Source organism: Rhizobium sp. AG207R (genome assembly GCF_027109195.1).
In the GTDB taxonomy this organism is placed as follows: domain Bacteria; phylum Pseudomonadota; class Alphaproteobacteria; order Rhizobiales; family Rhizobiaceae; genus Rhizobium; species Rhizobium dioscoreae.
In genome coordinates this window covers 622974-642035 of sequence record NZ_JAEPVT010000001.1, presented here as the reverse complement: position 1 = coordinate 642035, position 19062 = coordinate 622974, and the positions used below count along the sequence as shown (strand labels likewise).

The window sequence follows — 19062 nt, the reverse complement described above, 5'->3', positions numbered from 1 at the left end:
GTTTTTCTGCTCACGCGGCAGAAGAGATTTTCGGAATGAAAAGAATCGTTTGGCGCCGAGCATCAGGCGATTCGCCTCTTCATGCGGAACAGCTTTAGGTTAAGTGTGGCAAAGCGGTTACACCTGCAACCGGCTAAGCAAAAAACCGTAATTTCCTAAAAAAAATCCGGAATTTTCTAAAATACCGTTGTGCTGAAATAAGGCCATGTTCGTGCTGGTAACCATCCGGTGCTTCATGGACATTCAATTCCCTGAATTTGAAATCTTTGCTCCGAAAATCGAGGTAGCCTGGACTGCCTTGCAAGAGCGATATGCCAGCCGCCTGACCGGCCCGGAAGTCGATTATCTATTTGCCTGCCTTGTCTTTGGTTTGACCTCTCCGGCCTATGGGGAAGGAGAACCATTATTCCATTTCGATGTCTGCCGCGCCCTGGTGACGATGAAGCTTCCGCCCGATCGGGCTGACGCTGCGTTGTATTCCGTTCCGGAACTGACGCAGCCATGGGCCGACACCGTGCGCGAACAGCTCGAAAGTCAGGCCGGCAAAATGGGTCGTGCGCTTCAGGAAGCGCACAATTTCAATGACGACACAGCCGCAGATGCGGGTTCACGCGCGCTCGGTCGTCCAGATAGCAGCGAGGAGAAAGCAGCATGAGCGAGTGCGTTGGGGAACATCTGCAGACTAAATCGCGTGTCGGATTTGCACGAAGCTGGATTTCGGGCGGTGATGGCAATCGCCTGGTTCGCCGTCGGCTGATGGCGGTGCTGCGGATGGCATCTCGCGTGCTCGGCTTCAAGCGGAGCCGTCTGGGGCACGGGATGCTGGGTGTTGGTGGAGTGGCGGCACTGGGAGCGATCGTATTCGGGGGCATCGCCACGCCGGCTCTGGCGCAGTATGCGGCCGGCGGCGGCACGGCGACCGGCGGCAACGCCGTCGCTATCGGTAACGGTACCGTAGCGAATAATCCGAACAGCATCGCGTTGGGTACCTCCAATAGTGCGACGGGGGATGCTTCGATCGCCATCGGCTATTCGATGGGTGTTAATGGCCTCAATGCCATAGGCATGGGTGTTTTCGCGAACGCCACCGGCGTCAATGCTCTTGCCGTGGGTGGAAATGCCCGCGCATTGAAGGACGGCGCTTCGGCCTTTGGTGTCAACACCACGGCAAATGGAGCGAACGCCGTCGCCCTCGGCTCGACTGCGAGCGCTTCCGGAGGCGCCTCGATAGCGGTTGGATTGTCCTCCAACGCCTCATCGTCAAACGGTGCCGCCATCGCCATGGGCGTCGGCTCCAAGGCTAACGCTGGAACAGGCGGCGGCTCTCCGATTGCCATCGGCACCAATGCCAATGCAAGTGGCACTGCTCCTTCCGGCTTCACGTTCGAGTCTGTTGCGTTAGGCTCCGCCGCGACGGCCACGGGAGCGTGGGCGAATGCGGTTGGTTCCAGCTCATCGGCTACGGGGACTGGAGCCAGTGCCTTCGGCACGTCAGCGACCGCGTCGGCCAACCAGTCCACCGCAATCGGAAATGGGGCGACCGCTTCCGGCTTGAGAGGCTCGTCCATGGGTTATCTCGCCGCCGCCTCGAACACCGATACCATCGCCGTTGGCACGTCAGCCGCCGCCTCCGGAACCAATTCGCTCGCCATCGGTCCTACTACCGTCGCGTCGGGAGCCTTCGGGGTTGCCTTAGGTAACCAGGCACAAGCAATCGCTGCCGGCGGTGCCGTTGCGATAGGTTCGGGCGCAGTCGTCGCAAACGGTGCGACTTCCGGCATTGCTCTCGGCAACAACGCAAACTCCGCGTCCAATTTATCCGCTGCGGTTGGTGCCGGTGCGAATGCCTCAGGCACTGGGGCCGTATCCATAGGTTATGTAGCACAGGCTACCGCCATCAATGCAGTCGCATTAGGCCCGAACGCGAACGCGAGCCAGTCAAACACCCTTGCTTTAGGCGAGTCCTCCACCGCCAGTGGTGTGAGCAGCACGGCAATCGGCGGCGGGTCGGTCTCCAGCGGGCTTCAGTCGGTTGCTTTGGGCATTAACGCGAACGGGGGAGCCGACTATGCGACAGCGATCGGATCGGCGGCCAAGGCCACCGGTAACCGCGCGTTCGCCGCTGGCCGTATCGCCAATGCCGGAGGGGATGACTCGACCGCCATTGGCACGTCGGCCGTCGCGACAGGAGCGGCCTCGACTGCACTCGGTTCGGGCGCGGTGTCACAAGGCGTGAACGGGATCGCCATCGGCACCGCCGCCGGCTCGCTCAGCGATGATTCCGTGGCTATCGGCACGGGCGCGATCGCCGATGGCGGTCAGGCCGTCGCAATCGGCTACGGCAATTCCGCTTACGGTGACGGCGCGGTCGCGATCGGCGATCCGAGCTATGCGAGCGGCACCGGCGCCTTCACGGGCGGCGCCAACAACATCGCCAATAGCGATGGCACGGCGACCGCCACCAGCACCAACCAAGCCGCCGGTGCGGTCGCGATCGGCAACAACAACAAGGCGATCGGTCAGGGCTCGGTTGCGCTGGGCAACGGCTCCACGGCGGGCGCTTCTGGCTTCGTCGGCAACGTCGCCTTGGGTAACGGCGCAACGGCGGCGGCGAGTTCCGGCGACGTGGCCTTGGGCTCGGGCTCCTCGACCTCCACGGCGGTCGGCACGGCCAGTGGGGTGGTCAACGGCACGACCTACGCCTATCAGGGCACCAACCCGACTTCGACGGTCAGCGTCGGCGCAGTTGGCGCCGAGCGCACCATCACCAATGTGGCGGCGGGCCGGATCAGCGGTTCGTCCACCGACGCCGTCAACGGTTCGCAGCTTTTTGCCACCAACCAGGCGGTCGATGCCATCGGCACGACGGTCAACAACATCACCACGGGCGGCGGCATCAAGTATTTCCATGCTAATTCGGCAGCGGCAGACTCATCGGCGACGGGTGCGGAGTCGGTTGCGATCGGACCTCTCTCGACTGCGGCAGGGGCAAACGCCATCGCGGCCGGCAACAGCGCGACGGCTTCCGGTCTCGACGCGACAGCGTTCGGATACATATCCCAGGCCACGGGTGACTACAGCACGGCCGTCGGCCCCAATGCCAATGCCACGGCCATCTCCAGCACCGCGGTCGGCCAAAATGCCTTTGCCACCGCCGCTCAAGCAACCGCTCTCGGCAAACAAGCGAATGCCAGTGCCGCAGATGCGCTCGCTCTGGGCGTCAACGCTACCGCCGGCAACGCAGGCGCAGTGGCACTCGGTTCGGGCTCAGTGACCGACGTCGCCGTCGGCACCGCCAGTACGGTGATCAACGGCACGACCTACGCCTTCCAGGGCACCAATCCGGCTTCGACGGTCAGCGTCGGCGCAGTTGGCGCCGAGCGCACCATCACCAACGTGGCGGCGGGCCGGATCAGCGGCTCGTCCACCGACGCCATCAACGGTTCGCAGCTCTTCGCCACCAACCAGGCGGTCGATGCTCTCGGCACGACGGTCACCACCATCAACGGCAACCTGACCAATCTCGGCAATACGATCAACAATCTCGCCGGTGACACATCGACGACCTATACCGATGCAAACGGTAAAGGTATCCGATATGTGCGCACCAATGACAGCACGCTTGCCGTCAGCGACTCCTCGGCTCAGGGCGTCGGCTCCACGGCGGTCGGCTATAACGCGACCGCTACGGCAGGCGATGCCCTGGCACTTGGAAGACAAAGCCAAGCCACCATCGTCGGCGGAGTTGCCCTCGGTTCCGACTCGGTTTCCGATCGCGCCCTCGCACCGGCAACGGGCCAGATCGCGGCCGGGCCGACGAACTTCATCCAATACAATACGACGGACAAGACCCTGCTGGGCGCCGTTTCGGTCGGTTCGAGCACGGCCTATCGACAGATCATCAATGTGGCTGATGGCACCAACGCGCAGGACGCCGTCACCGTTCGTCAGCTCCAGGGCGCCATCGCTTCGGTGGCGACGACACCAAGCAAATACTTCCATGCCAATTCAGCGGCGGGTGACTCGCTTGCTGTTGGCGCAGAGTCGGTAGCAGTCGGCCCGACGACCGTCGTCAACGGCGACAATGGCATCGGCATCGGCAATGGCGCTGTCGTCGACCAGGTTGCCCCTGGCGGCACGGCCATCGGCCAGAATGCCCATGTCATGCTGGCTGATGGCGTCGCGCTTGGTACGAACTCGCTGGCTGCGGGCGTCCAGTCGGTGGCGCTCGGTGCCGGCGCGCAAGCCAACAACATCAACAGCGTTGCGCTGGGTGCCCAATCCGTAACCACAGTGGGCGCTCAAACCGGCTACACCGGCTTTGCCCTTACGGCGCCGCAAACCTCCGTCGGCGAAGTATCGATCGGCTCGGCTGGATCGGAGCGCAAGCTGACCAATCTCGCGGCCGGTTCGGCTGATACGGATGCGGTGAATGTCAGCCAGCTCAAGGGTCTCGGCACCAACGTTACCAACCTGATCGGCGGCAATACGACGGTAAACCCGGATGGATCGATCACTGGCCCGACCTATAATATCCAGGGCAACAACTACAATACGGTCTATGATGCCTTCGGTGCGGTCGATAACTCCCTGACCAACATCATGAATGGCGGCGGCATCAAGTATTTCCACGCCAACTCGACGCTGGCCGATTCCACCGCCAGCGGCACGGATAGCGTTGCGATCGGTCCGCAGAGTGTCGCCAGCGGCGTGAGCAGCCTGGCAGCAGGACTTGGATCTACGGCGGCAGGGGAGGGGGCGGTTGCCCTCGGCCAGGGGGCGCAGGCTAACAATGCCAATGATGTGGCCTTGGGCTCCGGTTCTACAACACAAGCTGCTGTCGGCACGTCGGGCACGGATATTCAGGGTCAGCACTACGATTTCGCCGGTACCACGCCTGTCGGAACGGTGAGTGTGGGTTCCCAAGGGGCTGAAAGAACCATCACGAACGTCGCTGCCGGCCGCATTTCTTCCGACAGCACCGATGCCATCAACGGATCGCAGCTTTATGCGACCAATCAGGCGATCGACAGCCTGCAGACGGGTGTCGGAACGATCACCAAGAACGCCGTCACCTATGATCTCAATCCCGATGGCAGCAAGAAGAACAGCATCACGCTGCAGGGTGGTGACGTGAATGCGCCGGTGGTCATTTCCAATGTCGGCAAGGGTGTCGCCCCGACGGATGCCGTCAACGTCGCTCAATTGGGTGACAGCATCACTCAGGTCAAATCCTACGCGGACACGGCCGCCGCCACTACGCTGGCTTCCGCGAACAACTATACAGACCAGAAGTTCGGGCAATTGAACCGAGAACTCGGAGACGTACGGTCGGAAGCGAGACAGGCAGCCGCGATTGGACTTGCCGCGGCATCGCTTCGCTATGACGATCGCCCCGGCAAGGTGAGCGTAGCAGTTGGCGGCGGTGTGTGGAGAGGCGAGGGCGCCTTGGCCTTCGGTGCCGGCTACACCAGCGAGAACGGGAGGGTCCGGGCGAATTTGTCCGGTACGGCAGCCGGCGGCCAGGTGGGTGTCGGCGCTGGCCTCAGCTTCACTCTGAATTGAGCCTGTCATGGTCAAAGGAGCGCTTCTCGGCGTCCCGACTTTCCTGATGTGCATGCTCTTGTTCGGCCCGATTGCAGCCGGACAGGAGACTGCCACTCCCGCGTATCGCATAAAGCCGTCTGAGGTCGTTGTTCCTCCGGAAGTAAGGCCTGGCGATTATCAGCGAACCATTCGTCCCTTCGAAAACTGGACGCTGATCTGCGACGAAAATCTCAAAATTCGCCAGCGGGTCTGCAACGTTACCCAGATCATCGAGAACGAGGCGGGGCAGGTCGCATTCAGCTGGTCACTCGCCGCGACGAAAAAGGGCGATCCCTACATGATCTTGCGTGCGGCCCCGATTGCCAAAAACGACGGCGGTATCCTGTTGCAATTCGAGGGCCGCAAGGAGCCGATACAGGTCCGGTTCAACGGCTGCAACAACACGGTATGCGTCGGCATGCTGCCGGTCGGCCCCCTACTGCGCGAGCAGATTTCCAAGAATACCGCGCCAACGGTTTCCTACCCGACCGCGGACGGGAGAACGATCAGCGTGACCGCAAATCTCAAAGGCCTTTCCACAGCCGTGAAGGCGATAAAGTGATGGATGGATTTCAATGACCCAGCAATCAATTCACGATCGCATCATGTCGCGAAACACCAAGGACGCCGCAATTCAGAACCTGGCCGTCGAGCAAGTCAGGCCGAAGCGAAGCTGGCGAAAGACCGCCGCCCTTTCGGTGCTGGCGATCGCAATCGTCGCCGCTGGCGGCTATGCCGTCTTACGATATGATATCTTGGGTAATCTTCTCTCCCAGCCGGCGGTCGCTGCCGCGAACGACGCCAATCAGGCGCTGCCCGATACGCCATTCCTGCAGCACGCCAAGCAGGCCGGACTGCACTCCTGCTCGACGATTTTCCCGGTTCTCGGGCAGCTGTTGACCAATGGCACGCAGTACAATGTCCAATCGGTGTGGAACAAAGAGGCAGCCGACAAGCATGCCGTACAAGCGCTTGTCGGCATGAACTATGCCACACAGGGCTATAGCGGTCCGGCGGCCGGCATCGTCTTTGCTGCACCCGTCGCATCCGGCTGTGAAGGATCAATGGTTCGCGTTGCACCGTTCACGATGTCTTGCCCGGAAGTTTCGGCCAAGTTCCCGAATGGAAGCAAGCTCGTCAACAATCTCGACCAGATCGGTGTCTACCAGCTCGGCAACGATGGCGGTGACGCGATGCTTTTGCCGACAGGAAGCGGCTGCGTCGTCATTTCCGTGGCTTCGGCAGCAGGAAACCAAGGGAGCGCAAAATGAGGTTGAAATCCGCGATTGCCGCGATAGGCATGCTGCTTGTCTCCGCCGTCCACCCATGGGCAGCCGATCTCTTCACGACAGAACAGCCGCCGGCTCCTCCGCCTGAAGAGCGCGGCATATGGGCAGCCATCGCCTATTCGGCACCGGATGAAAAATATGGCTTCTTCTGGGGCGCCGACAAGCGCCAGGAAGCTATGGATATCGCCCTCAAGCATTGCGAGCGGGATAAGGGTAAGAGCTGCATCGTCGTCAGCGTCTTCCGCAATCATCGTCACTGGGATGACGACGACAAAACCGGCTTTCCCTACAATCATTGCGGCGCACTCGCCATCGGCAAGGAAGGCGGCAAGCGCGTTACGCCATGGAGTGCGAATTCGGCACCGACGCGTCGCGAAGCCGAAGACCTCGCGCTTAAGGCCTGCGAGCGCTCCGGCTCCCGCTGCAGCGTGCGGGAGTGGGTATGTACCTGAACGCTTTCGAGCGTGAGCGCCTTTGGGTGCGCCAGTTCGCGTTGAAAGGCGGCCGCCGCCGCTAGCCCGTTATCTTGGCCTTTTGCGCAACCGATTGCACAAGGTCGTGTTTCAAGTTGAGAGATTTTATCCCTTGTCAAAATCCGCATTCATTTCATCTCGAACAATCGGCCGCATATCCTATGCGGTACTCGCCTTCATCTCCGCGGGCTTTGCTCTGACGCCTGCACCTTCGGCCTTTGCCCAATCGGCTCTGCCGAACGGCGCGTCCAGCCTGCAAGAGACCTATCAGGATTGGCATGTTGCGTGCAATCAGCGCGACAAGGCTGCGTCTTGTGCGCTCTCGCAGGATCAAACCCAGCAGAATGGTCAAAGACTGCTCGCCGTCGAAATGCAGATGCGTCCCGATGGTAGTGCGCTCGCAACGCTGCTGTTGCCGTTCGGAATTGTGCTCGACTCGGGCGTCACACCGAATATCGACGATCAGCCGCCCCTGAAGCCGGTGCGTTTTCGTACTTGCCTGCCGAACGGCTGCATAGCCCTGCTTCCGATCGACGCTCCGACACTTGCTAAATTGCGAACCGGTTCCCGCTTGAACCTCAAGGTTGTTGCCGATGGCGGCAATGCCCTTGGCTTCCAGGTGTCTCTGCAAGGCTTTTCAGCGGCGGCCGATCGCGTTGTTGCATTGGCCAGCCGATAGAAAGTGCACGATGCGGACGGCTCGAACGAGTGGCCGCACCAAAGACCCGATGAGCTATTTCTCGAACAACGAGCTGTCTGCCAGCAGCTAGCCATCGAAGATGAGGCTGGCCGCACCGATCAAGCCGGCATGGCGCCCGAGCTGTGCGGCAACGATCGGCACGTTGCGGTAAGCGGGCATGGCGACGCGCGGTGACTTTCGGGGAAGGTAACGGCGCGACGATAACGCCAGCGTTTCGCTCTTGACCAGCTCAGTGGCAAACCTATTGATTTTTTCGACCCGTCGCGTGGAACAGCCGGGCCATTAGCCTATATGGATCGCGCAGCGAGGTTGCCTGCTCCAGCGCAATGAGTGCATCAGCCATACTGTCGTCAAAGCTGTCCGCATCGAGGTGATCTGAGAAAATGCGGATTCCCCTCCACTGACAGTCGTTGAAACCACATTGCTTCATGCAGTCAACAATTGTTGAAGGATCGTCGCCGCGCGTGCTGATGCCGAGATTGCCGATGCGGCTCGCCGCGCCGGTCTCGATCAACTGCCGAGCCAACTCATAGTCTCCTCGGAGTGCTTCGCGAAAACCGTTGGAGAGTGCATTCTTGGTTAGAATACTAAGCAGGCCGCCGGGGCTGACATGGTTTGCTAATGTTTGAATGGCAGCGCCGCTGTCATCCAAGTACATCAACACTCCGTGGCAGCAGACCGCGTCGAATGTCTGCTTTGGCTTGAAATTTTCGATAGTGCCGACTGCAAAATCTAGTCGATTGCGGGCTCGCTCCGACAATTGATCCTTACGCAAATATGCTCGACGCAGCATTTCGGGCGATGCATCGACACCAAGAACATTGAAACCCGCCTCGCATAGACGCACGGCTATTTCACCATCGCCACATCCCATATCCAGAACCGTTCCTCCCGCAGCTGTCAGTTCAGCAACCACCTGGAACACCAGTTCGTGTCGTATTCTGCCGCGTATCCCCTCCGAATATCTCTGATAGGCGCCTCCGACATTTCCGAAATCATTCGGCGACATATCGTCCTCCATGTGTCAGTCGATAAGGCTATAATCGTCCCAGCCTGCCGCCGTAAGTTTTGGCCATACGCTGTTTCATCGGTTAGCTTTCTGCTCAATATCTCACGAGTGGTCTGCTTTTTTGTTCGGACGAACGATTCCACCAAGCAGATCAGAGAGCCGAAAGGGGCGCATTGAGTTCCGAGACGCACCATGGCCGGCAAGGCCATAAAGAGCATTGCACGTTCAACGCCGGTCAAGCAGCCCATGCAGGACGAGATCCATATGTGCTTTCACATAGCTTGCCTTGTCCAGAGTTCGCCGCTCGTCGAAAAGAAGCTTGAAGAATAGAAAGGCAATGGCAGGAGCGACGACCGCGTCGCAGAACGCCGCTGGTGCTTGACGGAACTCCCCAAGCTTTACCCCTTCGTCGATAAGGGATTGCATCTGCCGTTCGAGAGGATCGATGAATATGTCGTGGTGCCTGTCGACGATATGTGGAAACCGCGAACCTTCGGCAATGACGAACCTCATCAATTCGCGCAATTTGCGATCATTGATTATGAGATCGTAGATCAGCTCGATATTTTTCCGAAGCCGCTCCGTAGCGGTCCCCTTCAGCTCATTTCCGCTTATCAATAGATCTTCGAGGGGCGTCGAAATGTGCCGGATCATTGCTTCGAAAAGCTGCTCCTTCGTCTCGAAGTAGACGTAGATGGTTCCCTTCGTAACTCCAATCCTGGTGGCTATATCTTCGACGCGCGTCGCGACGTAACCACGTTCGACGAACTCCTCAAACGCAGCATCCAGGATCTGAACGGGGCGGCGGGCTTTCTGCTCCGCGCGCGTCAGCTTTTTCGTATCGGGCATATCGCACCTTGAGCGTTATTCGTCGTTTGGCGTCAAGACAATTTCCATTGACTTCCTAGTCAGTCAATAATATTCGTCTGCCGAACGGATGCAAGAGGTCAAATTCATGAAAACTGTCCTTGTCGTCGCCTGGCTCGGTGTCAGCGCCGTCGCGCTTGCCTCATGCGAAGAGCAAAGCGCGAGCGAGGCCAAGCCGAAGAATGTGGAGACCGTCGTCGCCAAGGTGACGCCGGTCGTCGAAAACAACAGCATCACCGGCGAAGTCAGTGCCCGGGTGGAGAGCGATCTTTCCTTCAGGGTCAGTGGGCGCATTGTCGAACGCCTCGTCGATGTCGGCTCGTCGGTGAAGGCGGGACAGGTGCTTGCGCGCATGGATGCGGAAGAACAGAAGGCCGATCTGGGGGTCGCCACGGCGAACCTGCAATCGGCGCTTGCCCAGCAGACACAGGCTCAGCTCGCCTTCGACCGGCAGCAGAACCTCTTCAAGACGCAGGTTACGACCCGCGCCGCGCTTGATCAGGCCCAGGAAACCCTCCTGACGGCCCAGGGGAGCGTGAAATCCGCGCAAGCGCAGCTCGACACCGCACAGGACGCGCTTTCTTATACGGAGCTGCGCGCTGATGCCGACGGTGTGATCACCGCCAGAAACGCCGAGGTCGGCCAGGTCGCGCAAGCAGCGCAACTTGTCTTCACCCTTGCGCATGACGGTCCGCGCGACGCGGTCTTCAACGTCTTTGAATCCCTTTATCTGGGCCGCAATCTTGAAAACAAGGTCGCTGTCAGCCTCCTTTCGGCGCCGTCTCACAGGATAGAGGCCTCCGTCCGCGAAATCTCGCCCACGATTGACTCGTCGACCGGGACGATCAGGATCAAGGTGGCGCTCGAGGGGGCGCCAGACATGCCGCTCGGCGCTCCGGTGGTCGGGCTGTTTCGGTCCGCGGCGCGGGACGCAATCGAGCTGCCGTGGTCGGCGATGGCGTCGAAGAGCGGCAAGCCGGCCGTCTGGATTGTCGATCCTGCCTCGTCGAGTGTCTCTCTTCGCCAGGTCGAAGTCTCCAGCTATGAAACCGGCCGTTTTGCCGTGCGGGCGGGCGTGTCGCCGGGCGAGATCGTTGTCGCTGACGGCGCGAAATTCCTGCGATCGGGCCAGGCCGTCATATATGACAACGGAGCTGCAAAATGAATATCCGCATCACGACTGGCCTGGCGATCCTCGGGTCATTGCTGCTGACTTCTTGCGAAAAACAGGATGAAGCCCATTACGAGCCGCCGCGTCCCGTGCTTTCCGTTGTCGCCAAGTCCACAGCGGCTTCGGCGCTGACCCTGCCGGGAACGGTCGAGGCCAAGATCGAGACCCAGCTGGCATTTCGGGTCCTGGGACGAGTCATTGCGCGCAAGGTCAGCGTCGGCGACATCGTCAGGAAAGGCGATGTCGTTGCCGCCATCGATCCGCTTTCGCTCGAGCTTGCGGTTAAGAGTTCCCAGTCCGAGCTTTCGAATGCCCAGGCGCAGCTGGTAAATGCCGCATCCACGGAAGAACGCCAACGGTCCTTGCTCGAGAGCCGATCGGGAAGCGAGGCGGCCTACGAAGAAGCCGAACTTGGCCGCAAGAGCGCGAGTGCGGCGGTTGCCAAGGCGCAGGCCAATCTGGACAAGGCCGAGGAGCAGCTGGGCTATGCGCAGCTGCGCGCCGAATTCGATGGTGTCGTGACCGCAACTTCCGCCGAAGTGGGCCAAGTCGTCTCGGCCGGCCAGAGCATCGCCACCGTCGCGCGTCCCGACCAGCGCGATGCCATCATCGACATACCGGTGGCAAGCTTCGACGGTCTCAAGGTGGGCTCGCCGTTTGAAGTGGCGCTCCAGCTCGACCCGACCATCCGCGCGAGCGGTGTGGTCCGAGAGATTGCTCCGGAAGCCGAAGCTACCACCCGCACGCGGCGCACGAAAATCACGCTCATCAATCCGCCGGCAGCATTTCGCCTTGGCTCCGTCGTTACCGCGACCGCGACTGTTATCGCGGATCCGATGATCCTGCTGCCGTCCTCATCCGTGCTGGTGAAAGACGGAAAGCCAAACGTCTGGGTGGTCGATACCGAGGCTCGCAAGGTCTCCATTCGCGCGATCAAGATCGAGGGGGACCTCGTCGAAGGCGGTTCGGTGAGGATCGCCGAAGGCATCAGCCCCGGCGAACGCATCGTCATTGCCGGAGTTCACAAGCTCACGGACGGCCAGGCCGTCAGGGTAGATTAAGGAAAGATCCTCGTGAAAAAATTCAATCTGTCCGACTGGGCGCTCGAACATCGTTCGCTCGTCTGGTACTTCATGATCGTCTTCATTCTGGCCGGCGCGTTTTCCTATATCGGTCTTGGTCGCGAAGAAGATCCCGCCTTCACCATCAAGACCATGATCATTCAGGCCCAATGGCCTGGCGCATCGGCCGAGGAGGTGACCAAACAGGTCACCGACCGCATAGAAAAGAAGCTGGAGGAGCTGGATTCGCTCGACTATACGAAGAGCGAGACGGTTGCCGGCCAGACGACCATTTTCGTTGAGCTTCTGCCGACGACCAAGGCCAAGGATGTCAATGCCATCTGGATGCGGGTCCGCAACATGGTGGGCGACATCAAGGGAGATTTTCCAAGCGGCGTCGTCGGGCCGTTTTTCAACGATAACTTCGGCGACGTCTATGGCAATATCTATGCCTTCACCGGTGATGGGCTGACGCAGCGCCAGCTTCGGGATCTGGTCGAGGATGCGCGCGCGAAGGTGCTGACGGTTCCCAATGTCGGCAAGGTCGATATCATCGGCGCGCAGGACGAGGCCATCTATCTCGAATTTTCCACGCGAAAGATCGCTGCTCTCGGCCTTAACCAGCAATCCGTCATCGACACGCTTCAGGCGCAGAACGCCGTCACCCAGTCCGGTTTCGTCGACGCCGGTCCTGAGCGCATCGCCTTGCGCGTCAGCGGACAGTTCACATCCGAGGATAGCCTCAGATCGATCAATCTTCGCGTCAACGATCGCTTCTTTCCGCTGACCGACGTGGCGACGATCAAACGCGGCTATGTCGATCCTCCTTCATCCCTATTCAGATTTAACGGGCAGCCGGCCATCGGGCTTGCCATAGGCATGAAGACCGGGGCAAATCTGCTTGAGTTCGGCAAGGCGCTCGACAAGGAAATCGAGCAGGTCACGGCCGATCTTCCCATCGGCGTCGACGTTCAGCGCGTGTCCGATCAGCCCGCCGTCGTCGACGAGGCTGTATCGGGCTTCACGCGCGCGCTGTTCGAGGCGATCGTCATCGTGCTTGCGATCAGCTTCATCAGCCTTGGCGTCCGGGCAGGGCTCGTGGTCGCCATCTCCATTCCGCTCGTGCTGGCGATTACCTTTCTCGTTATGGCCTATACCGGCATTTCCATGCAGCGTATTTCGCTTGGAGCGCTGATCATCGCCCTTGGCCTTCTTGTTGACGATGCCATGATCGCCGTCGAGATGATGGTAGCCCGGCTAGAAGTGGGCGACGACCTCAGAAAGGCGGCGACCTACGTCTACACCTCGACAGCCTTCCCGATGTTGACAGGCACGCTCGTGACGGTGGCGGGCTTCATCCCCGTCGGCCTCAACACCAGTGCCGCCGGGGAATTCACCTTCACTCTCTTCGTGGTCATCGCCGTTTCGCTCCTGGTTTCATGGGTCGTCGCGGTGTTGTTCACGCCGCTTCTGGGCGTGACGATCCTTCCGAAGACCATGAAATCCCACCATGAGCAGAAAGGCCGCTTTGCGCGCGTCTTTGCCTGGCTCCTGAGCCTTGCCCTGCGTTGGCGCTGGATAACCATCGGCGCGACCGTGGCCGCGTTTGCCCTCTCCATCGGCGGAATGAGCCTGGTACAACAACAATTCTTCCCTTCCTCCGACAGACCTGAACTGATCGTCGACTGGAACCTGCCGCAGAACAGTTCGATTTCCGAGACGAACAAGCAGATGGCCAGGTTCGAACGCGAGATGCTGGCGAACAACAAGGATATTGATCATTGGACGAGCTATGTCGGGCAAGGCGCTCCTCGCTTCATCCTGTCCTTCGATGTGCAAACACCCGACGTCTCGTTCGGTCAGACCGTGATCGTCACCAAGGGTCTTGACGTTCGCGACAAGGTCAAAGCCGAATTGCAGGATTATCTGACGAAGACCTTCCCAGGAACCGACGCTTTCGTGAAGCTGCTCGACATCGGTCCTCCGGTCGGCAAACCGGTGCAGTACCGGATCAGCGGACCCGATGTCCAGAAGGTCCGGGACATCGCCCAGCAATTTGCGGGCATCGTCGGTCAGCATCCGCTGCTGTCCAACATGACCTTCGACTGGAACGAACCTTCGCGCGTCGTCAAGGTCGACGTTCTGCAGGACAAGGCGCGGCAATTGGGCGTCTCGTCCCAAGATATCGCAACGGCTCTCAACGGCATCGTCGAGGGAACGGCCGCAACGAATATTCGCGACGACATCTATCTGATCGATGTGATCGGCAGAGCCCAGACGGCCGAGCGCGGCTCGATCGAGACGCTGCAGAACCTTCTACTGGCCGGCTCGAACGGCAAATCCGTGCCCCTCTCGGCGGTTGCGAATTTCCATTACGAACTGGAGCAGCCGACGATCTGGCGGCGGACGCGCATACCGACCATCACCATCAAGGCCGCAGTCGTCGGATCGACGCAGCCGGCGACGATCGTCAACGAACTGCAGCCGAAAGTCGACGAATTCCGCAAGACGCTTCCAAGCGGCTACCATATCGTGGATGGCGGCTCGGTCGAGGAAAGCGCCAAAGCGCAAGGGCCGATCGTGGCGGTGGCGCCGCTGATGCTCTTCATCATGGCGACGATCCTGATGATCCAGCTGCAAAGTTTCAGCAGGCTCTTTCTGGTGTTCGCTGTCGCTCCCACAGCACTTATCGGTGTCGTTATCGCACTTCTCTTCAGCAACGCGCCGATGGGGTTCGTCGCAATCCTTGGCGTGCTTGCTCTCATAGGGATCCTGATCCGCAATTCGGTGATCCTCGTCGTGCAGATCGAGCACCTTCGAAGCGAGGGCGTGCCGGCCTGGCAAGCCGTCATCGAGGCGACGGAGCATCGAATGCGGCCCATCATGCTGACGGCCGCTGCGGCAACGCTTGCGCTAATCCCGATCTCCAGGGAGATATTCTGGGGTCCGATGGCCTATGCGATGATGGGCGGCATCGTCGTCGGCACGGCTTTGACGTTGCTTTTCCTTCCCGCCTTGTACGTCGCCTGGTTTCGCATTCCCCGTGATGGCGCGCAGCACGAGGTGATTTGATGTCTGGCGTTCGAAAGGCGACCTGTGCTGCTAGGCGGCCATGTCTTTCTGTCCTGATGGCCCTATCGGTATTGGCCGGATGCGCGGGGCGGCTGGAGAATGTTCTCCAGCCGGTCGCCACGGCGGGACCGGGCACCAGCACCGTGGACATGATGGTGGCGACGACACGCCAGCCGACCGACAAGCCAGGCGAGCTTTACTCCGGCGAACGTGGAACGGCGATTTCTCTCAACGATATCGTCGTCTCCATTCCTCCCGATCGAAATCGCAAGATCGGCGAAGTGCAATGGCCATCGCATGCGCCGGCCAATCCCGAAAAAGAGTTCGCTGTCCTCAAGGTCGGAAGGGTGGCGTCCGAGCGCAATATTTTCGAGTGGTTCAGCAAGAACCGCAATGCCAAGCGCCAGGTCGTCATCTTCGTGCACGGCTTCAACAATACCTATTCCGACGCGGTCTTTCGCTTCGCGCAGATCATTCATGATTCGGGAACCGACGCCGCGCCGATCCTCTTCACCTGGCCCTCGCGCGGCAATGTCTTCGACTATCTCTACGACAAGGAGAGCACGAATTTCTCCCGCCGGGCATTGGAGGATCTGATCCTGCAATCTGCCAGAAGCCCTGACGTCGGGGAGGTGACCATTCTTGCCCATTCCATGGGATCCTGGCTGACCGCAGAGGCGCTGCGCGGCGTCGCGATGCGTAACAAGACAATTCCGTCGAAGGTAAAGAATGTCATCCTGGCATCGCCCGACATCGATATCGACGTCTTTCGTCGGCAGATGATCGAAATGGGGCCGCAGCACCCGCATTTCACGATCTTTTCATCGACAAGGGACAAGGCTCTCCAGGTCTCGCGATGGCTCTCCGGCGGCGTCAACCGTGTCGGCGGCTTCGATTCGACACCTTATGCAGCCGATTTGGCCAAGCTCGGTATCACGGTGGTCGATACGAGTTCCGTTAAACCCGACGATGCGCTGGGCCACAATACGTTTGCGGACAATCGCGATATGGTCCAATTGCTTGGACGGCGGTTGGCAGGACAGTCGTTGGACACCGGGCAAACCTCGCTTGCGGATCGGGTCGGCATGGCGGCGGTGCGAACCGCGGACCTGGCGGGCTCCGCAGCGAAAGTTGTGGTCGCCGCTCCCATGTCTATTGTCAGCGATGATGCGAGGCAGGTGTTGAAGCAGCAGCTTTCATCTGGCTCCTCGCCCATCGTCGATGGGCGTATTTCCTACTGAGCTACGGTCGTGAAGCCGTTGTTCACGAGTGGATCAAGTCGAACCCGTCGATATTGGAGAGCGCGGCCGCATGTCGCGGCCGGCCCAAGCAGCAATCAAACTCCAATAGCAGCCGAAGCGTGGTGAGATTAAACACACGCACGCTCGGCGGGAGCGCGAGAGACTTAATCGCTTACAGAGTTCACGACACGGCAGAGATTGTCGCTCATGTTGGGAGCGACTTGGCCCTGCGGCACCATGAAAAGCGCATCAACCCGGCTGCCCTTGCCGCTCTTTCTGACGACGACGCGCAGGGTCTGAGGCCGACCCGAACCGGTTGTTTCCTGCTGCGCGGTTAGCGTGCCGAGCTGCTTCTCGACATTCACATCCACAAAACCTTCGGCCAGGACCGCCCGCGAAACCTTATCAAAGGCGACGGCTGGGCTGATTGACGGGAATTCCATCCAGGTCTTATACGTCACCCCGGTTACAAGCGGAACGCCGGTGCTTTGATAGTGTTGCGAGCATGGGCTGGCGGCGGCGGAGCCGAGAGAAATAGTGGCGAACGCAAAAGCGTAGAAAGCTGTCTTATACAAAGCGAAAACGTCCTCTGTTGATGATACGACGATAGATCTATGGGGCAGGGCTAGGACAGTCGCGTGGCCGACCCCACGTGCCGTGCTGCGGCGCGGTTCGTGGCGAAGCTGGCGATTAAGTTCATCTTTTCACCGATTCTGTTGCCAACAGCATATTGGTGCGGCTTGGATCATCGGCCGACGTCAATGCGAGCGCCTTCTGAAAATCGGCCAATGCGGACCTGCAGTCCGATTTGCATCGATAAACCTCGGGCGATCGCTTCGTATATGTCGTTCGGTTGGATTAACCGCATAGGCAGAAGGTCGGACCTGATTGAGCCACCGCCTGGTGGACAGGATAAGTGGACCAAGCGCCGCGCTGCTTGCTTCTGCGTCGAACTCGATGGGAGCATCGTCACGCGATATACAATCGCAGTTGTTGTCGCTGACCCAAGCATGAAACCGATCTTTTTCGGGAAAGTCGAGTATTGAGAAATTGAACATGAAGGTCGAAGGCGTCCGGTTCACGGGAACTGTCTACTTTCAGGCCTATGGCCTTTGAGCGATAAATAGAGCAACCGGAGAATGTGGCAATGGGCGCGCGATCAAACGTTTTGCGTGTTCGCGCAAAATCTCGTTCGGAGCCGATTATCCAAATATCTGTGCCCTCGCCATTCGATGCAAGAAGACCATGACGGCATTGATGGCCGACATGCTTAAGGCGCTTTTACCAGAAGCCGCCGCTGCGTGCGTTGCTTCGATCCTCATGATACTTCTCGACGGTGCAACGATCGACGCGCGCGCTTTTCATGATCCGATCATCGCGACAAAGGCTTGGAGCGGGAGCGGGTGCTTGCCCGTTCAAGCGGAATTCTGTTCGGTTGCTACACCGTCTCGATGGTCCGCTCGACGCAATACGCCCGACTGATCTTTTCGACCTCCTGGCGCGAGCCAAAAATCACCGGAACCCGCTGGTGCAAGGAGGTTGGTTCGATGTCGAGGATCGCGGTCTTCCCGGCAATGGCGGAACCGCCCGCGGCTTCGACCAGAAAGCCGATCGGATTTGCCTCATAAAGCAGACGCAGGCGGCCGCTGGAGGCAGGCTTACTTCGATCGGCGGGATAGAGAAAGATTCCGCCGCGGTTGAAGATGCGATGCGTGTCGGCAACCATCGAACCGACCCAGCGCATATTGTACCCAGGAGTTCCAATGGACCTGTCGACATATTCGGTAATGACGTCGTCCCATGACGGGCGACGTGCCGCGTTGATCGCAAACTCCTTGGTTTCCGGAACGATCTTGGCGTTCGCGGTCGTCATCACGTAGACGTCGTATTGGTCGAGCGTGAAAATCTGTACGCCATCTCCGATCGCAAGCACGAGATTGGTTTGCGGCCCGTAAGCCGCGTACCCCGCAGCCAACTGACTGCGGCCGCTTTTCAGGATCTCAGCCGCGGAGCTAGCCTCGACGATGGAAAAGATCGTTCCGACCGTTACGTTGACATCGAGATTGGAGGATCCATCGAGCGGATCGAAGATCATCGCATATCTGCCAGCGGGATGAATGAGCACTTCGGCATCGAGTTCTTCCGATACGGCAAATGCGACCGCCGGCGATTTACGGCATGCCTCGAGCATGATCTCGTTGGAAAGTATATCGAGCGGTTTCTGCGTCTCGCCCTGAACGTTGACAGCATCGGTCGCGCCCGTCAGGCCTGACAATGACGAGCTTCTGAGCTTGTTCGAAATCTGCCGGGTAGCCTCGGCAATATTGCGAAGGATGGCGACCATGTCCTCATTCAACAATGTTCCCTTATGGGCATCGAGATAGGCTTCGAATGTCGTCATCAATGTCTTTCTCCTGCGGAAGTGTATCGTTATGGAATCAAGCAATGCCGGGCGGATGCCAACAACGCGGCCTGCGCCGAGGTCAAGCTTCGGATCTCCACACTCGAAACAGGCTTAATGGAGGAACGATCAGGTCTACCACGCGGTCCGGGCGGTGCTGAGCGCATATGAAAGGCACGACGAAACGTGCGC

14 protein-coding genes and 1 pseudogene are annotated in these 19062 nt (G+C 59.6%); 11 read left to right on the top strand and 4 right to left on the bottom strand.

Going from position 1 to position 19062, the window contains the following annotated elements; genetic code table 11:
* Positions 1–205 precede the first annotated feature (205 nt).
* The 7 genes and pseudogenes from JJQ51_RS02805 to JJQ51_RS02780 all read left to right on the top strand — a co-directional run bounded on the left by JJQ51_RS02805 (position 206) and on the right by JJQ51_RS02780 (position 8027).
* Positions 206–655, top strand: coding sequence for a hypothetical protein (locus JJQ51_RS02805; protein ID WP_269244250.1), 450 nt, complete (start codon positions 206–208; stop codon positions 653–655).
* A pseudogene (locus tag JJQ51_RS02800) lies at positions 652–5029 on the top strand (beta strand repeat-containing protein); the annotation flags it as partial. The gene JJQ51_RS02805 and the pseudogene JJQ51_RS02800, both read left to right, overlap by 4 nt.
* A 104-nt stretch (positions 5030–5133) precedes the next feature.
* Positions 5134–5565, top strand: a complete 432-nt coding sequence (locus tag JJQ51_RS32895; RefSeq protein ID WP_442967281.1) for a YadA-like family protein — start codon at positions 5134–5136, stop codon at positions 5563–5565.
* A 7-nt stretch (positions 5566–5572) separates the two neighbouring features.
* The gene (locus JJQ51_RS02795; RefSeq protein WP_145634560.1) at positions 5573–6148 is read left to right on the top strand and encodes an invasion associated locus B family protein; all 576 of its coding nucleotides are present in this window, start codon (positions 5573–5575) and stop codon (positions 6146–6148) included.
* A gap of 13 nt (positions 6149–6161) precedes the next feature.
* The gene (locus JJQ51_RS02790; protein WP_269244248.1) at positions 6162–6857 is read left to right on the top strand and encodes a hypothetical protein; all 696 of its coding nucleotides are present in this window, start codon (positions 6162–6164) and stop codon (positions 6855–6857) included.
* Positions 6854–7327 carry a DUF4189 domain-containing protein gene (locus JJQ51_RS02785; protein ID WP_269244247.1) on the top strand — a complete coding sequence of 158 codons (474 nt, stop codon included), beginning with the start codon at positions 6854–6856 and terminating at the stop codon, positions 7325–7327. Before JJQ51_RS02790 ends, JJQ51_RS02785 begins: the two co-directional genes overlap by 4 nt.
* Positions 7328–7460: 133 nt before the next feature.
* Entirely contained in the window at positions 7461–8027 is a 567-nt protein-coding gene (locus JJQ51_RS02780; protein ID WP_113353150.1) for an invasion associated locus B family protein, read from the top strand.
* A gap of 262 nt (positions 8028–8289) precedes the next feature.
* Here JJQ51_RS02780 and JJQ51_RS02775 read toward each other — a convergent pair whose 3' ends face one another.
* Together JJQ51_RS02775 and JJQ51_RS02770 are read right to left on the bottom strand one after the other, a co-directional pair.
* Positions 8290–9057, bottom strand: a complete 768-nt coding sequence (locus tag JJQ51_RS02775) for a methyltransferase (protein ID WP_173002528.1) — start codon at positions 9055–9057, stop codon at positions 8290–8292.
* 225 nt (positions 9058–9282) lie between these two features.
* Complete coding sequence (locus JJQ51_RS02770) at positions 9283–9906, bottom strand: TetR/AcrR family transcriptional regulator (RefSeq protein ID WP_113353148.1); 624 nt, start codon at positions 9904–9906, stop codon at positions 9283–9285.
* A gap of 106 nt (positions 9907–10012) precedes the next feature.
* Between JJQ51_RS02770 and JJQ51_RS02765 the strand changes: the two genes are divergently transcribed.
* The 4 genes from JJQ51_RS02765 to JJQ51_RS02750 are packed head-to-tail and all read left to right on the top strand — an operon-like array spanning position 10013 to position 16469.
* Positions 10013–11089 (top strand): efflux RND transporter periplasmic adaptor subunit, encoded by a 1077-nt coding sequence (locus JJQ51_RS02765; RefSeq protein WP_269244246.1) that lies wholly within the window; start codon positions 10013–10015, stop codon positions 11087–11089.
* A complete protein-coding gene (locus JJQ51_RS02760; RefSeq protein ID WP_269244245.1) occupies positions 11086–12156 on the top strand; it encodes an efflux RND transporter periplasmic adaptor subunit in 1071 nt (356 codons plus the stop codon). The genes JJQ51_RS02765 and JJQ51_RS02760 overlap by 4 nt, the downstream gene beginning before the upstream one ends.
* A gap of 12 nt (positions 12157–12168) precedes the next feature.
* Positions 12169–15228, top strand: a complete 3060-nt coding sequence (locus JJQ51_RS02755; protein WP_152094060.1) for an efflux RND transporter permease subunit — start codon at positions 12169–12171, stop codon at positions 15226–15228.
* Positions 15228–16469 carry an alpha/beta hydrolase gene (locus JJQ51_RS02750; protein ID WP_233790002.1) on the top strand — a complete coding sequence of 414 codons (1242 nt, stop codon included), beginning with the start codon at positions 15228–15230 and terminating at the stop codon, positions 16467–16469. Before JJQ51_RS02755 ends, JJQ51_RS02750 begins: the two co-directional genes overlap by 1 nt.
* Before the next feature lie 164 nt (positions 16470–16633).
* Here JJQ51_RS02750 and JJQ51_RS02745 read toward each other — a convergent pair whose 3' ends face one another.
* Both JJQ51_RS02745 and JJQ51_RS02740 read right to left on the bottom strand, forming a co-directional pair.
* Positions 16634–17044 (bottom strand): hypothetical protein, encoded by a 411-nt coding sequence (locus tag JJQ51_RS02745; protein WP_210296312.1) that lies wholly within the window; start codon positions 17042–17044, stop codon positions 16634–16636.
* A gap of 863 nt (positions 17045–17907) precedes the next feature.
* The gene (locus JJQ51_RS02740; protein ID WP_113353145.1) at positions 17908–18870 is read right to left on the bottom strand and encodes a class 1 fructose-bisphosphatase; all 963 of its coding nucleotides are present in this window, start codon (positions 18868–18870) and stop codon (positions 17908–17910) included.
* Between the last annotated feature and the right edge of the window lie 192 nt (positions 18871–19062).